The sequence below is a fragment of the Acidovorax sp. LjRoot38 genome (assembly GCF_964252975.1).
Lineage (GTDB): Bacteria > Pseudomonadota > Gammaproteobacteria > Burkholderiales > Burkholderiaceae_C > Acidovorax > Acidovorax facilis.
Genome location: NZ_CAXUPT020000004.1, coordinates 40,273 through 56,022, shown reverse-complemented (window position 1 = coordinate 56,022; position 15,750 = coordinate 40,273). Strand labels below are relative to the sequence as shown.

Annotated in this window: 13 protein-coding genes; 11 read left to right on the top strand and 2 right to left on the bottom strand. The window is 64.5% G+C overall.

Annotated elements, in window-relative coordinates; genetic code table 11:
* Window positions 1–20: 20 nt before the first annotated feature.
* The 7 genes from ACSQ22_RS08010 to ACSQ22_RS07980 all read left to right on the top strand — a co-directional run bounded on the left by ACSQ22_RS08010 (window position 21) and on the right by ACSQ22_RS07980 (window position 5,437).
* Entirely contained in the window at window positions 21–518 is a 498-nt protein-coding gene (locus ACSQ22_RS08010; RefSeq protein ID WP_436129983.1) for a cupredoxin domain-containing protein, read from the top strand.
* A gap of 17 nt (window positions 519–535) precedes the next feature.
* Window positions 536–1,075, top strand: coding sequence for a DUF411 domain-containing protein (locus ACSQ22_RS08005; RefSeq protein ID WP_436129982.1), 540 nt, complete (start codon window positions 536–538; stop codon window positions 1,073–1,075).
* Window positions 1,072–1,428: a copper-binding protein gene (locus ACSQ22_RS08000; protein ID WP_436129981.1), complete on the top strand. Its 357-nt coding sequence runs from the start codon at window positions 1,072–1,074 to the stop codon at window positions 1,426–1,428. The genes ACSQ22_RS08005 and ACSQ22_RS08000 overlap by 4 nt, the downstream gene beginning before the upstream one ends.
* 66 nt (window positions 1,429–1,494) lie before the next feature.
* Complete coding sequence (locus ACSQ22_RS07995) at window positions 1,495–2,502, top strand: P1 family peptidase (protein ID WP_436129980.1); 1,008 nt, start codon at window positions 1,495–1,497, stop codon at window positions 2,500–2,502.
* Window positions 2,503–2,642: 140 nt separating this feature from the next.
* Window positions 2,643–3,440 carry a lectin gene (locus tag ACSQ22_RS07990; protein ID WP_436129979.1) on the top strand — a complete coding sequence of 266 codons (798 nt, stop codon included), beginning with the start codon at window positions 2,643–2,645 and terminating at the stop codon, window positions 3,438–3,440.
* A 10-nt stretch (window positions 3,441–3,450) separates the two neighbouring features.
* Complete coding sequence (locus tag ACSQ22_RS07985; protein WP_436129978.1) at window positions 3,451–3,981, top strand: EF-hand domain-containing protein; 531 nt, start codon at window positions 3,451–3,453, stop codon at window positions 3,979–3,981.
* Between the two features lie 133 nt (window positions 3,982–4,114).
* Window positions 4,115–5,437, top strand: coding sequence for a TAXI family TRAP transporter solute-binding subunit (locus ACSQ22_RS07980; RefSeq protein WP_436129977.1), 1,323 nt, complete (start codon window positions 4,115–4,117; stop codon window positions 5,435–5,437).
* 115 nt (window positions 5,438–5,552) lie between these two features.
* Here the strand turns inward: ACSQ22_RS07980 and ACSQ22_RS07975 are convergent, their stop codons facing one another.
* Both ACSQ22_RS07975 and ettA read right to left on the bottom strand, forming a co-directional pair.
* On the bottom strand, window positions 5,553–7,976 hold the full coding sequence (locus tag ACSQ22_RS07975) for a DUF1631 family protein (RefSeq protein ID WP_436129976.1): 2,424 nt from the start codon (window positions 7,974–7,976) through the stop codon (window positions 5,553–5,555).
* Between the two features lie 60 nt (window positions 7,977–8,036).
* Window positions 8,037–9,698, bottom strand: coding sequence for an energy-dependent translational throttle protein EttA (ettA, locus tag ACSQ22_RS07970; RefSeq protein WP_055400762.1), 1,662 nt, complete (start codon window positions 9,696–9,698; stop codon window positions 8,037–8,039).
* Between the two features lie 243 nt (window positions 9,699–9,941).
* Between ettA and ACSQ22_RS07965 the strand changes: the two genes are divergently transcribed.
* The 4 genes from ACSQ22_RS07965 (at window position 9,942) to ACSQ22_RS07950 (ending at window position 15,567) form a co-directional block, all read left to right on the top strand.
* Window positions 9,942–11,762: a DEAD/DEAH box helicase gene (locus tag ACSQ22_RS07965; protein ID WP_436129975.1), complete on the top strand. Its 1,821-nt coding sequence runs from the start codon at window positions 9,942–9,944 to the stop codon at window positions 11,760–11,762.
* A gap of 94 nt (window positions 11,763–11,856) precedes the next feature.
* Entirely contained in the window at window positions 11,857–12,411 is a 555-nt protein-coding gene (locus tag ACSQ22_RS07960; RefSeq protein ID WP_436129974.1) for a nucleoside-diphosphate sugar epimerase, read from the top strand.
* A gap of 33 nt (window positions 12,412–12,444) precedes the next feature.
* The gene (locus ACSQ22_RS07955; RefSeq protein ID WP_436129973.1) at window positions 12,445–13,560 is read left to right on the top strand and encodes an endonuclease/exonuclease/phosphatase family protein; all 1,116 of its coding nucleotides are present in this window, start codon (window positions 12,445–12,447) and stop codon (window positions 13,558–13,560) included.
* A gap of 132 nt (window positions 13,561–13,692) precedes the next feature.
* Window positions 13,693–15,567, top strand: coding sequence for a M14 family zinc carboxypeptidase (locus ACSQ22_RS07950; RefSeq protein ID WP_436129972.1), 1,875 nt, complete (start codon window positions 13,693–13,695; stop codon window positions 15,565–15,567).
* Window positions 15,568–15,750 lie beyond the last annotated feature (183 nt).

Genomic DNA, 15,750 nt, shown 5'->3' with positions numbered 1-15,750 from the left:
CCTCCCCATCAGCACACACCATGAACACTATTAAATTGATAGCTGCTTGCGCTTTATGGATAAGCGCTAGCACCTCTTTTGGCCATGAAAACGCTCATCACACCGCATCGAACAGCCCGGTGGTCAAGGAGCAAAAGGACTGGGGCATCGCAGGCGACGCCAAGGCTGTGCGCCGCACCATCACCGTCCGCATGAGCGATGACATGCGCTTTGCGCCGAATCACATCGAAGTGCGCGAGGGCGACACCGTGCGGCTGCGTGCCGAGAACAAAGGCAAGGTGTTGCACGAGATCGTGATCGGCACCAAGGCCGAACTGGACCAGCACGCCGAGATGATGAAAAAGCACCCCGGCATGGAACATGACGAGCCCTACATGGCGCACGTGGCGGCGGCCAAGACCGGCGACATCGTGTGGCACTTCAACCGCGCCGGGAGTTTTGACTTTGCCTGCCTGATCCCCGGCCACTACCAGGCAGGTATGACCGGCACCATCACCGTGCTGCCCCGCAACCAATAACGCCAGGAGGACACGCCATGACCATTTCACGCAATCCACGCTCCGCATCCACCGCAGCCCACACTGCACGACGCCAATGGCTCACCACCGCACTGCCTTTGCTGGGTGCGGGTGTGGCCGTCGCCCTGCTGCCCGGCCTGTCCCGAGCAGCCACCAACACCCCAACACCGCTGGAGGTGTGGAAAGACCCGAACTGCGGCTGCTGCCAGGACTGGGTGGACCACATGCAAGCCAACGGTTTTGCCGTGAAGGTGCACGCCACCGGCAACAACGCCGTGCGCGCACGGCTGGGCCTGCCGCAAAAGCTGGGCTCGTGCCACACCGCCCTCATCGGCGGCTATGTGGTGGAAGGCCATGTGCCTGCCAGCGACGTGCGCGCGCTGCTGCAGCAAAAGCCCAAGGCCCTGGGCCTGGCGGTGCCTGGCATGCCCGTGGGCTCGCCGGGCATGGACGGCCCTGCGTATGGCGACCGGCGTGACCCGTACGACGTGCTGCTGGTGGCGCGCGACGGCAGCACCCGTGTTTTCAAAAGCTACAACAAGAAGGCATCGACATGAAAATCCTTTCCATCCCCCTGGTCGCCAGCCTGCTTCTCCTGGGCGCAGGGCCCGCTCTGGCGCAAGCCCCCACCGCTGCAGCCTCCGATAGCCACAACAGCCACCATCCGGCCCCGTCGGCGACGCAAGCGGAACTGAGCGAAGGCGAAATCACCCGCTGGGACCCGCGCACACTGCGCCTCACCTTGAAGCATGGCGAGATCAAGAACCTGGAAATGCCGCCCATGACCATGGTCTTCCGCGTGGCGGACGCCAGCGTGGTGGGTGACATGAAACCGGGTGACAAGGTGCGCTTTCGGGCAGAGCAGGTCAATGGCGCTTACCACGTCAAGCAGATCGAAAAGGCCCCGTGAGCCCCCTGCCGGCTGACTGACGTCGCACAAACCAGCTGGTGCGCCCGGGCACCATAATCGACGGCCATGAGTTCTCAACACGTTCTGGCCGGCAGCGCTGGCAGCATCACCCGCGTGGCGGGCATCGAGGTCGGTCACTTCACCGAAACCCGCCGTCCCACGGGCTGCACCGTCATCATCACCCGCGAAGGCGCCGTGGCCGGTGTGGATGTACGGGGCGCAGCACCCGGCACCCGCGAGACCGATCTGCTCCACCCCTCCAACCTGGTGGACAAGGTGCACGCCATCATGCTGGCCGGAGGCAGCGCCTGGGGGCTGGATGCCGCCACCGGCGCTGTGCGCTGGCTGGAAGAGCGCAACATCGGCTTCGATGTGGCCGTGGGCCGCCTGCCCATCGTGCCTGCCGCCGTGCTGTTTGACCTGCTGGTGGGCGACATGCGGATTCGCCCCGACGCTGCGGCGGGCTACGCGGCGTGCGATGCGGCATCCACCGCCGACCCGGCCGAGGGCAATGTGGGTGCGGGCACGGGTGCGGCACTGGGCAAGATCTACGGCATCCAGCGTGCCATGAAGGGCGGCATTGGCACCGCCTCTGTCACATTGGATGGCGTCACTGTGGGCGCGCTCATTGCCTGCAACGCCCTGGGTGACGTGATCGACCCCGACACCGCACAAGTGATTGCAGGCGCCCGCACCGACGACGGCCTGCGCCTGCGCGACACGCGCCGTGCCCTGCTGCGCGGCGACCCGCCCCAGCCCCTGCTGGCGGGCACCAACACCACCATCGGCGTGGTGGCCACCGACGCCGTCATCACCAAGGTACAGGCCCACCGCCTGGCCGTGGCCGCCCACGACGGCCTGGCGCGCAGCATCAACCCGGTGCACACCATGTCCGACGGCGACACGCTCTTCAGCCTGGGCACTGGCCGCGCAGGCAAAAGCCTGGGCATGATGGTGCTGGCCACCATGGCAGCCGAGGCCACGGCCATTGCCACGGCACGCGCTGCACGCGCGGCGCGGTCCATCACCACGGCGGAAGGTTTGTACTTGCCGTGGGCTGGTGAGTTGGGGTAAACAATGGTCATGGGGCCATGGCCCATGAGCCCATATGATGCCCACACGGCGCAGGGCTCAGCCGCCAGAACACGCCCGCAGCGCACCGCGGCCCCCACGCGCCAGTCTTGCCACCCTATCAATCGCGACAAGGAGAATTCATGAAAGACCTAAACCGTCTGCGGCACAGCTGGTTGTTGTGCCTGCCTTTGCTCCTGAATACCCAAGCCGCCATCGCCCAGGACCAGTTCGTGGACCTGCAATCCAACGGTGGCTACACGTCCTATCGCCTGCCGGACGACACCACCCAGGTGGCCCTGAGCGCACAGACACAGGGGGCTTGCCGTTTCAATCGCACCTGGGGCTATGACCTGACGAACCGGGAACTTTGGACCAACGGGGGGTGTGGCGGCCGCTTCCAGATTACCCGAAGCTACGCACCGAACAACAGCAGTGGCTCCAACGCAGGTGCAGCGGTGGCCGCGGTGGCCGCCATCGCGGGCCTTGCGCTGCTGGCCAACCACAACCGGCACGACAACGACCGGCGACCCGAGTACCCAGACTATCCCGGCCAGGGTGGCGACTGGGGGCGAGAAGTCCGCGTGGACGGCCGCCTGTGCCTGGACGTGCGGGGTGGCAAGTTCCAGCCAGGCACCACATTGCAGGTGTATGAATGCAACGGCACCGCGTCCCAGCGGTTTGCTGTGGGGCGCGGGGGTGAGATCCGGGTACGCGACCTGTGCGTGGACGTGGACCGTGGCGACCCGCGCGATGGCGCACGGGTGGTGCTGTGGTCGTGCTCGGGCTCGCGCAGCCAAAGCTGGGCCACCCGGGGCGGCCAGATCGTGAGCCAGCTCACCGGCAAATGCCTGGACGTGGAGGATGGCCGGGTCCGCCAGGGCGCACACACCATGGTCTGGCCCTGCAACCGCAGCCCCAGCCAACGCTGGTGGTGGTAAGGAGGGCCCAATGATGATCACAACCCAAACCCCACACGCTCTGCGCACCATGCGCTTGCTGTGCAGTGCAGCAGCGGCAGGCACCTTCGCTCTGGCATCTGCATCCGCCGCGCAGGCAGCGGATGCCCCGGTGTCTTCCCCCACATCCCCACCCAAGGTGACCACCGCGGCCCAGAAGCCAGCAGCACCATCGCGCGCCAACCGGCTCCAGGCAATCTGCTCGTCTGCTGACCTGAACCACGACGGCAAGGTGTCTCTGGAGGAGTTTCACCGGGACATCGTGCAAGGCTGGCACAACCTCTCGCCCGATGCGACAGGCCATGTCCAGCTCTCCGACCTGGCCCAGGTGCCGCGCATGGGCAAAGGCCGCCTGAAGCGACTTGCAGCCGTTGACACGGACAGCGACGGTAAGCTGTCGTTCAAGGAAGTCGTTGAAAGCCGCATGGCCTATTTCGACGCGGCGGATACCGATCAGGACGACCAGCTCTCCCTTCCGGAATGTGTGGCTTACGAGCGCCAGCGGCGCGGCAGCAAGCCATAGATCTCAGGAACTCCTGTCGCTCCTGGCCCCATGTGCCTGGAGGGCGTAGGCCACAGCCGCATGAGCAACCACGGGGCCTCGGATGGTCGCAGAGGCCTCGTGGTTGCTCCACCCCATGTTCAGCACTTATTCCATGTCCCAGGCTTTCCGCAATACCCTGCTTTCTCTGCGCGATCTGATCGTGTCGGCCGGTCCTCTCGCGTTTCTGGCGGTGGGACTGCTGGTGCTGGCGTACTGGTGGCTCAACCCCAACCCACCCAAAACCGTGACACTGGCCACAGGCCCGGCGCAAAGCGCTTACGAGGAGTTTGGCAAGCGCTACCAGAAGGCGTTGGCGGAGGACGGCATCGAAGTCCGGTTGCTGCCCAGCGATGGCTCTTCGCACAACCTGCAGCTGTTGCGTGAGGGCAAGGCCGATGTGGCGTTTGTGCAGGGTGGCACGGCCGAACTGCAACCCGATGATGCCGACGAGCTGGTGTCTCTGGGCAGTCTCTTTGTGGAGCCCGTGTGGCTGTTCTACCGTGCGGAGACTGCAGAACGTGTGTACAACACTCCGCGCATCGACAGCCTTCGGCAGTTGCGTGGCTGGCGGGTCAATGTAGGCTCAGACGGTAGTGGCGTGCCCAAGCTGATGGAGCGCCTGCTCGACGCCAACAAGGTGGCGCCTGGTGCGGTGCAGATGTCCCGGCTGGAGCAGACGCCAGCCACCGTGGAATTTCTGGCGGGCAGACTTGATGCGCTGGTGTTCGCCTCGGCCCCCGAATCCCTGATGGTGCAGATGCTGCTGCAGACACCCGGCGTGCAGTTGCTGGACTTTGCCCAGCACGAGGCCTATGCGCGGCGGTTTCCTTTCCTGACTCCGGTCACATTGCCGCGCGGCGTGGTGGACCTGGCGGCCAACGTGCCCACGCGGGATGTGCGCCTGGTGGCATCCACTACCTCGCTGCTGGCACGCGATGCCACGCACCCTGCCCTGCTCACCCTGTTTGCGCAGAATGCGCAGAAACTGCACGGCGGATCGGGCTGGTTCAACCGGGCCCGCGAGTTCCCCAACTCACGCAATAGCGAACTTCCGATTGCCAAAGAAGGCGACCGGGCCATGAACGAGCCGGTGCCGATGCTGCAACGCTACCTGCCGTTCTGGATGGCAAACCTGATTGAGCGCATGTGGCTGGTACTGGGCATTTTGCTGGCGATCATGCTCCCGCTGTCGCGCGTCGTGCCGCCGCTGTACCAGTTCAGGGTGCGATCACGCGTTTTCCGCTGGTATGGCCGGCTTCGTGAGATTGAAAACGACATGGAGGCTGGCAACATTGACGCCGCCGAGCTGCTCAAGGCCCTCAATACGCTGGAGGCACAGGCTGAAAAAGTGAGCGTACCGTTGTCCTACGCAGACGAGTTGTACGCGCTGCGCAATCACATTCACCTGGTGCGCAAAAAGTTGCTCCGCGCCTGAGCTGTCCCTGGCGCTTCAGGGTACATCTGTGAATTGAGCGCCCTTTGTTGCATGGAGCACGCGAGGCCAAGGCTCAAAGCGATGGCGAATCGCGTGGGAAGCGCGGGGTGCTGAGTTAGCGTGTCTTGGAAGACTTGGAGCCCAACGGGGCAACTTTGGAGGAAGGGGCGCTGCTGGTCACCTTCCGGGACGACCCCGCTGAGACAGCGTCCAGAACACGGACCGTGGAGGACACTGCCGGAACCACCCGCAAGGAGCCGTCCGCAGCCAGCTTGTCGCGCATCCGCCGGGTCATGGATTGCGTGCTCGCATCGGGTGCTGTGAAAAGGAACAGGGTGCCGTGTGGGCTGGCCCAGGTAAGTTGCGTGCGGACGACCCGGCCGTTGGTGACCAGCTCGACCCATGCGCCAATTACAAAGTCAGCGTAGGGATCGGGCGCATCCACGGGCGCCTGAACACTGTCCTCGGGGGCCACAGCGGAGGCTTGCGCTTCAGCAGGGGCTGCTTCTTGGGCCACCGGCTCGGGTTCTGGCTGAGGCGCCGCCACAGGTGCGGGCGCTGGCTTTTCAAAGGCCGACTGATGCAGCCCCACCAAACGCTGCAAGAAGGCGCTGGTCTGCACTGCGGGGTAATTGATGGTCTTGAGCCCCTTGCGCAACTTGGCCAGCAGGCCGGGTATGGCCTCGTTCAGGCGCTCAGGTTCCTGGCGGGTCAGGTCGGGTTGGGCGCTCCATAGCAGCACAGGCACCAGCGCCAGGTAGCCACCGGGGTCCTCATCCTGCCCATCTCCGCCCTTGAGCACCTGCGCCAAGGCGATCACATCCGCCCATGGGCCGGCGGCAAAATCGAGCACGTCGGCAGGCACGTTCTCCAGATCAGGCAGCCTGCGGATGTCGGCCGCAGTCTTTTCGGCCAGCATTTCCCGCTGCTCCGCTTGGAGCAAGGCTTTTTGCTGCGCTTCCTGATGGGCCTTGATCTTCTGCTCCTGAGTCTCCCAGGCAGACTGCAGGGCCTTGAGCACGGTATCAAAAGGCCCTGCATCTTTGATTTCGTTGGCAGTCAGGTGCTCCACCGCACCTTGCACCAAGCGCATGAAACTGCTGAACCCCGGCGTTGCTTCTGCGGTGAACGCCAGACTGCGTTGCGTCAGCTCATCCAGCAAACGGCGCGCGGGATGGGTGCCATCGGTGAAAAACCGCCCATCGTGTGTCACCAGTTGTTTGAGTGCGGGCTCCAAACTCTTCACAGCCTTCTGCACGGGCGGCAGAAGGCGAGCATCCTGGGCAATGTTCTCCATCATGCGGCCAACCACCTCAATGGCCATGGCCGGGGATTGGGTGGCCGCCTCCATCGGCATGGCCGCGTACACCACAGGAGCCACACCCGGGCCCCGCCACCCCGTCAAAGGCGCCGACAGCGAAGCTGCCTGGCTGCCGCTGGCGAGCCTTCCCACCAAGCGTTCGAGCTGGGCCATGTCCTCGATGGCCTCGGCCGCTGCACCCACAGGGTAGTAACCACCGCCTTGCGGCATCGGTTGGGCACCCGCAGGAGGCACACCCCACGCAGGCTGCAAAGCCACCGGCTGCGAAGGCATGGCGCCATATGCGCGTGGATCAAAAGGATCTCCGCCAGCCAACATCTGGCGCAGGATGCCCACCGTCAACAATGCTTCTTCTGCGGCTGGCGCCATCGGCGATTGCAGGGAATCGCCACTCCAGCCAGTGGAAGGCCCCATGCCACGGCCATAGCCGGTGTTGCCATAGTCCCCCATGGGCGCGCCCATCGAATTGCCATAGCCGGAGTACCCCCCACCATAGCCGGTACCCATGCCGGTGTTGGTGCCAGGGCCACCGTAGCCACCGCCACGACCCGCGTTGCCGCCGGGCGTGCCGAGCACCGCGTACCCCACGGGCTGAACGCCATGCTCGCGCAGGCTGGCAGCCGTTTTTTTGTATTCATCCACCAGCAGCTTACCCAACAGGTCGCGCATGTGCTGCATCCACAGCTGGCGCACTTCGGGCGATACACCAGTGTCTCCCACCACCTGCTGGAGCGCGCGGATATAACTTTCGGGGCGCAGTGGGTTGCGTTCGGGTTGCACACTGCGCAAGCCTTGTGCGGAACTGACGAGGGTGTTGAGTTCGGCCAGTACCGCATCAGTGGCATGTAGCGCCGATTGCTGCGCCTTGGACAGCTCCACCTGCGCCTGCATCTCGTTCTCATCCATGAGCGAGAGTTCACCGAAGTCCATGCCGGTGTCCTCGGCAGAACTGCGGCCTTTGGCAGCGGGACCTTCGGCAAAAATCTCCAGCAGGGCCATGGGATAACCCTTGACCAGCGCAGCTTCATGCTGGTTCAGCAAGCGCAGGCTGTCACTGACCAGATTGCGCTGCTGGATATTGCGGACGACAGACTCCTCACCCGTCAGGGCCCCTTGCGTGACCTTGACCAATTCCTGCATCAACGCCTCGCCGCCGCGCACGGCGTTGACGACACAGGCGCGGAAAACAGTTCTCGAACGAGAAGCAGTCTGGGACATGGTGGGGAGGAATCGATCGGACAACAGGTTTCCAGATGCAATGCTACTTGACCTGACGCCTTATTTGAGGGCTTTGAACCTCATTCGTTTGGGTTTTGCCCCTTCTTCACCCAGGCGCTTCTTCTTGTCGGCCTCGTACTCCTGGTAATTGCCGTCAAAGAACGTCCACTGGCTGTCACCTTCAGCCGCCAGGATGTGGGTGGCGATCCGGTCCAGGAACCAGCGATCGTGGCTGATTACCAACATCGTGCCGGCAAATTCCAGAAGCGCGTCTTCGAGAGCCCGCAACGTTTCCACGTCCAGATCGTTGGACGGCTCGTCCAGCATCAGCACGTTGCCGCCGGCAATCAGGGTCTTGGCCAGGTGCAAACGACCGCGCTCCCCCCCTGAGAGCATGCCAACCTTCTTTTGCTGGTCGCCGCCATTGAAGTTGAACCGGCCACAGTAGGCGCGGCTGGCCATCTGGAATTTACCCACGTTCAGGATGTCGAGCCCGCCCGATACGTCTTCCCAGACGGTCTTGTCATTCGACAAGTCATCGCGATGCTGGTCCACAAAGGCCATCTTGACGGTGGAGCCGATAACGACCTCCCCCGCGTCCGGCTTTTCCTTGCCCGCAATCAGCTTGAACAGCGTGGACTTACCGGCGCCGTTGGGCCCGATGATGCCGACGATGGCGCCTGCAGGAATGTTGAAGCTCAGGTTGTCGATCAGCACGCGGTCGCCAAACGACTTGGTGACGTTCTTGAACTCGATCACCTGGCTGCCCAGACGGTCCGCCACGGGGATGAAGATTTCGTTCGTTTCGTTGCGCTTCTGGTATTCGTAATCGCTCAGTTCCTCAAAGCGGGCCAGACGGGCCTTGCTCTTGGCCTGGCGGGCCTTGGGGTTCTGGCGCGACCATTCAAGTTCCTTCTTCAGGGCCTTGGCGCGGGCTTCCTCACCCTTTTGTTCGGCTTCCAGACGGGCGCCCTTCTGGGTCAGCCAGTCGGAGTAATTGCCCTTGTACGGGATGCCGGACCCACGGTCCAGTTCCAGAATCCATTCGGCGGCGTTGTCCAGGAAGTAGCGATCGTGGGTGATGGCCACCACGGTGCCGGAGTAGCGCTGCAGGAACTGCTCCAGCCAGTCCACCGATTCGGCGTCCAAGTGGTTGGTCGGTTCGTCGAGCAGCAGCATATCGGGCTTGGACAGCAGCAGGCGGCACAGGGCCACGCGGCGTTTTTCACCACCGGAGAGCACGCCAATATTGGCATCCCAAGGTGGCAGGCGCAGCGCATCGGCTGCGATTTCCAATTGGTGCTCGGAGTCGGTACCCGCCGTTGCAATAATGGCTTCCAGCTCGGCCTGCTCGGCGGCCAGCGCGTCAAAGTCGGCATCTTCAGCGCCATAGGCGGTGTAGACCTCTTCCAGACGGGCCTTGGCGGCAAAAACCTTGCCCATGCCGGCTTCCACGCTCTCCCGCACGGTTTGTGTCGGGTCCAGCTGGGGTTCCTGGGGCAGATAGCCGATGTTCAGACCGGCCATTGGGATGGCCTCGCCTTCGATTTCCTTGTCAAGGCCCGCCATGATCTTCAGGAGGGTGGACTTACCCGAACCGTTAGTCCCCAATACGCCAATCTTGGCGCCCGGGAAGAAGCTCAGGGAGATGTCTTTCAAGATCTGCCGCTTGGGCGGCACGATCTTGCCGACGCGATTCATGGAAAAAACGTATTGGGCCATTGAGTGTCAAACCTGCAAAAATGAGCAGAAATTCTGCGTGCAAACCGAGATTATCGGGCCATGCGACAATACCCACCGTAGCGGGCTCCAGTTGCCCGCCACATCAGCACACTGCTGGGGACGAAGGAAGCATCAACTTCCAGGCTCCCACTCTTGAACCTCATCGGCTTGAGACTGGCTCGACAACCTCCCGGTTGCACGACAGGCCGATACCCAGCGCCCCGGACGGGCGCATCCAAAGACATGACATTTGACGAACTGAACCTGGCTCCTGCCATCCTGAAGGCCGTGCACGAAACGGGCTACGAAACCCCCACGCCCATTCAGGCCCAGGCCATTCCCGCCGTGCTCGCAGGCCACGACCTGCTGGCTGGCGCGCAGACTGGCACCGGCAAGACCGCCGCGTTTACCCTGCCCATGCTGCACCGCCTTTCGCAAAGCGCTGCCCCCAAGAACAAGTTCGGTGGCAAGGGCATCCGTGCCCTGGTGCTGACGCCCACCCGCGAACTCGCCGCCCAGGTGGAAGAATCCGTGCGCGAATACGGCAAATACCTGGATATCAACTCCACCGTCGTCTTCGGCGGTGTGGGCATGAACCCGCAGATCGACCGCGTCAAGCGCGGCGTGGACATTCTGGTGGCCACGCCCGGCCGCCTGCTGGACTTGCAGCAGCAGGGCTTCCTGGACCTGTCGACCGTGCAGGTACTGGTGCTCGACGAAGCCGACCGCATGCTGGACATGGGTTTCATCCACGACGTGAAGAAGGTGCTGGCCCTGGTGCCCAAGGACAAGCAAAGCCTGCTGTTCTCGGCCACCTTCAGCGATGAAATCCGCGACCTGGCCAATACCCTGCTCAAGAACCCTCAGAGCATCCAGGTCACCCCCAGCAACACCACCGTGCAGCGCATCTCGCAGGTGATTCACCCCGTGGGCCGTGGCAAGAAGAAGCAGGTGCTGCTGCACATCATCCAGCAGCACAACTGGAGCCAGGTGCTGGTGTTCACCCGCACCAAGTTTGGCGCCAACAATGTGGCCGAGTTTCTGACTAAAAATGGCGTGCAGGCCATGGCCCTGCACGGCAACAAGAGTCAGAGTGCGCGCACCCAGGCACTGGCAGGCTTCAAAAGCGGCGAAATCCGCGCCCTGGTGGCCACCGACATTGCAGCGCGCGGCATTGACATCGACGACCTGCCGCACGTCGTCAACTACGAAATCCCGAACGTCTCTGAAGACTACGTGCACCGGATTGGCCGCACGGGCCGCGCTGGCGCTACCGGCGAAGCCGTGAGCCTGGTCTGCATGGACGAAGAAGGCTTCATGATGGACATCGAGCGCTTCACCAAGCAGCAGATCCCGGTCCAGATCATCGAAGGCTTCGGCCCCGACGCGGGCGAGAAGGCAGAGCCCATCGCCATGGGTCGCCAGACCATCTGGGGCGGTGCAGGCAAGCCCCCGAGCCGTGACGTGATGCAGGCAGCCGCCAAGGCAGCCCGCAGCGAAATGATGGACCGCATCCGCACCAACAAGGCCGGCCAGGGTGCTGGCGGCGGCGGTGACCGCGGCCCCCGCAGTGGCGGCGGTGGTGCCCGTGGTGGCCGCGCCGGTGGTGCCCCTGCTGCAGCGGGCGGTGGCGGCAATGGTCCGCGCGGTGGCCGTGCCGGTGGTGGCGGTGGCGCCCAGGGCGGCGGCGCACGCGCTGGCGGCCAGGCACCTGCACGCGGCCGCTCCGGCGGCAGCGCCGGTGGCGGAGGCGGCGGCTACGAAGGCGGCAATCGCTACGACGACTCGCAACCCCCACGCGCGAATGCCCACCTGGGCACGCACATGGGCCATGCCAACCCAGGCCATCGCAACTCCAGCCATGCAGGCGGCGGCGCTGGCGGCCAGCCAGATCCCATGCGCACCAGCGTGGACAGCTTGGGCGGCGGCGGTCGCCGTGGCGGTGGTGGCTATCGTGGCAACAACGGTGGAGGTGGCGGCTATGGCGGAGGCACGGGTGGTTCTGGTGGCCGGGGCAACGGGTCTCGTGGGCCGGGCGGTTCTCGCGGCTCTTTTGGCCGCTGATCCGTCGGTAGGCAAAAACACAGCCCATACCGGCATAGCGCCGGGCGAAGCGCTGCCACCCGAGGTGCATGCGCTGTATGCCCTTGGTCGGCGCATGCCTGACATCACGCATCCACGGCTGCACCTGCACGCTGTGGATTTTGCGGCCTTGGGCGCACAGCCCGCGGTCCCGGGCCTGCCGCATGTAGATGATGTCTACATCACGTTGGGGACGACCATCGCAGCGGCTGGCAGCCAGCAGGCTTTTCGCGCGGTGGACCACGACGCGGTCATTGCCACCGCGCGCACAGCGATGGCGGCCGGGGCCACCCGCTGCGGGGTAGTGACCGCCATGGGCGCAGACGCAAATTCCCGCATCTTCTACAACCGTATCAAAGGCGAGGTCGAGCAGGCGCTCAAAAGCCTGGGCTTTGACACGCTCGTGATCGCGCGCCCATCGCTGCTGCTGGGTGAACGCCGGGCTCTGGGCCAGGCCGCGCGCCCCGCCGAGTCCCTGTCCATCAAGGCCTTCAAGCTGCTGGACCCGCTCATCCCCGCCAGCTACCGCGCCCGCCCCGGTGCCGACGTGGCGCGAGCGCTTGTCCATGCCGTGCAAACGCGGCCTGCGGGGCTGCACGTCCTGTCAGGCAACGCGCTGCAGGTCTTCTGACCTCTTCCCCAGTCCACTGCAGTTGCCTGTGCGATGCTGTGGCCTATGCGCCCCAACGACTTCTCCCAGCCCCTGGCCACTTTGATGGTGGCCACCTGCAATGTGCTCAACCTGGCCAATCCTGGCCGCCTGTTCTACGAGAACCAAGACCCCTACAGCCAGACGGAGTTTGATCGCAAGCTCACCTGGCTGGGCGACCGGTTTCGCATGCTCAATGCCGACGTGCTGGCAGTACAGGAGGTGTGGGACGACGCAGCATTCAAGGGCGCCCTCGGCCGCAGCGGCCTGCGCTACGACTTCGTGGCGGTACCCGGGGCGGAGAACGATGCGACGCGCACCGGAGCACAAGGCACGCCCCGGGTCGGCATTGCGACACGGCTCAAGGTGGATGCCTTGCAGTCGTTTGCGGAATTTCCCCCGGGCTTCCAGGTAGAAATACCGGGCCTGGGCCTGCACACGCGCTTTGAACGGCCGCCTCTGGTTGCAACACTGCGCATGAAACACGGACAGAGCCTGAACGTACTGACGGCCCACCTCAAATCCAAACGGCCCAAGTTCCTGCAGGATGCACAGGGCAACCCCACGGAAGACCGGGACGACCGCAAGGTGATGGCGCTGGCATCGCTGCGCTCGCTGATCATGCGGGGCGCCGAAGCCATGGCGCTGCGCTGCCTGGTCATCGACCTGCTGCACCGCACCAGCGTGCCGCTGGTGGTCTTGGGCGATTTCAATGACACCCCGGACAGCGTCACCACACAGCTCATCTGCGCCACCAATGAGATCGCCTACGACCGCTCGGCACGCGATGTCGCGCTGTTCAATGCCTACGACCTGCAGGGCGATGCGGCGCTGAAGAAGGATGTCGCGTACTCACACATCCACCAAAGCTCGCCCAGCGTGCTCGACCAGATTCTGGTGAGCGAGGAATTCGTGCACAACGGCAGGAACAGCATGGGCGACGTGCGGCGCGTGGACTACTTCAACGACCACCTGCACGAAGGACGTGACAGGACCCGATCGGACCACGGTTTTGTGCGCGCACTGCTGCGGCTGAAGATGGCACAGCAGACGGAGCCCTCACCTGCACCGTCCACCTCCGCCGGCAGCTCGCTGGCCTCGAATCCAGTCCCATCGGCCCCAAAACTGTGACATCGCACAGGGCTTTGGCGCGTCAACCCCGGGTTTGCAACGGGATGTACGCTGACACGGCATGGCAGTGACGGGCAGGTAACATCGCCGTAACAAAGCCGCCCGGTCAGGCCTCAGAAGGCAGATACCACCATGAACATGTACTCCAACCCTCACCGCACCCCACCAGAAGCGTCATCGGCCCTGCCGCCACCGGCTCGCCCACAGCGCATGCCCTGGAAGGTCTCGGCGTTGCTGGCAGCCGTGCTGCTGACGGCGTGCTCCAGCACCCCGCTGCCACCCTGGCCATCAGCGCCAGCCACGCGAACCAGCGCGCCGGCCCCCTTGCCCCGCGCTCAGCCAGGTACGGTGGTGCCAGCGCCCTTGGGCCAGGCCCCACAGGCTCAGGCCCCGCGCCAAGGGGCGATCGCCAGCCCGCTGCCACCACCCGCGCCGCTGGTCGTGCAAAACGAAGGCCCGATGGCGCCCCCCTACGGTGCGGCCGTGGCTGCCCGGTTCCCTGATCCACCCATGGCCTACAGCACACCCGGCCTGGGACCGGACCGCAGAGCTTTCACCACCAATGCCGAGCTGGGCCAGTGGCTGCATTCCCTGGCCGATCCGGCTCCCCGTGGGCCCACGCGCACCAAGCTGCTCAACCTGGGCATGTCGCAGCGCGGTGAACCCATCCTTGGCCTGCTGGTGACCCGCGCTGCGGGCACGGAACCCGCCAACCTGGACACCAGCGGGCGGCCCACCGTAGTGCTCGTCGGCCAGCAGCACGGCGACGAACCCGCAGGCAGCGAAGCGCTGCTCGTGATCAGCCGCGAACTAGCCCATGGCCTGCTGGAACCCCTGCTGGACCGCATCAACGTGGTGATAGTGCCGCGCGCCAACCCCGATGGCGCCGCCGTTGGCACCCGCGTCACGGCCAATGGCGTGGACATGAACCGCGACCACCTGCTGCTGAACACCCCCGAGGCCCGCGCTCTGGCCAAGGTGGTGAACGACTACCGCCCCATCCTGGTGGTGGATGCCCATGAATACACGGTGGTGGGCCGCTACCTGCAGAAATTCAACGCCATCCAGCGTTATGACGCCCTGCTGCAGTACACCACCACCGCGAACTACCCCGAGTTTCTGACCAAGGCCTCGCAAGAGTGGTACCACCAGCCCATGGTGGCGGCCCTCAAGGCCCAGGGCCTGACCAGCGACTGGTACTACACCACCTCGACGAACCCGGACGACAAGCGCATCTCCATGGGGGGCACCCAACCCGACACCGGCCGCAATGTGAACGGCCTGAAGAACACCATCAGCCTGCTGATCGAAACACGGGGCGTGGGCATCGGGCGCATGCACATCCAGCGCCGCGTGCATTCGCAGGTCACAGCCATCACCAGTGCGCTGCGCAGCACCGCAGAGCGGGCGGCCAACCTGGAGCAGGTCCGATCCTTCGTTGCTCGCGACGTGAGCGCCCAGGCCTGCCGCGACCAAGTGGTGGTAGAAGCAGCGGCCACCCCCACCCAGCGCGAGCTGGACTTCCTGGACCCCGAAACGGGTGCAGACCGCGCCATCCGGGTGGACTGGAACTCATCCCTCACCTTGCGCCCCACCAAAACCCGCGCCCGCCCCTGCGGCTACTGGCTGTCGGCCAACTCCACCGCCGCCGTTGAGCGCCTGAAAATGCTCGGCCTGCAGGTGATGCGCGTGGCCGAATCCGGATCGGCACTGGCCGATATCTACCGCGAAACCGCGCGTGAGTCCGGCGACCGGCAGGACGTGATCGGCACCATCGCCGGGGGTAAGGGCATTGTCCGCGTGCAGGTATCGCCAGTGCGCAGTGCCATCGACGTGCCTGCGGGCAGCTTCTATGTGCCACTGAATCAGCCCCGCGCCAACCTGGCAGTGGCCGCCCTGGAGCCCGACACGCAAAACAGCTATTTCGCCAACCACCTGATTGAAGAGCTGGGAAATACCGCGCGCATCATGTCACCCCCTGCCCTGGTGTTTGAAGACATCAACTAGCCTTGAACGCGCCTGCCTGAAACCCACCACCGACGAACAATGCAAGGTCTTGTGGGTCGAGGCGGCAGAAATGCGGGACAAGGTGCAGGAGGCAGTGCGCAGGAGCAGCCCAACGAGGCTGCAACCAGCGCCCGGGCAGAGAAAACACTATAAAACTAATAGCTTCCAGCGCTTATCGATCAA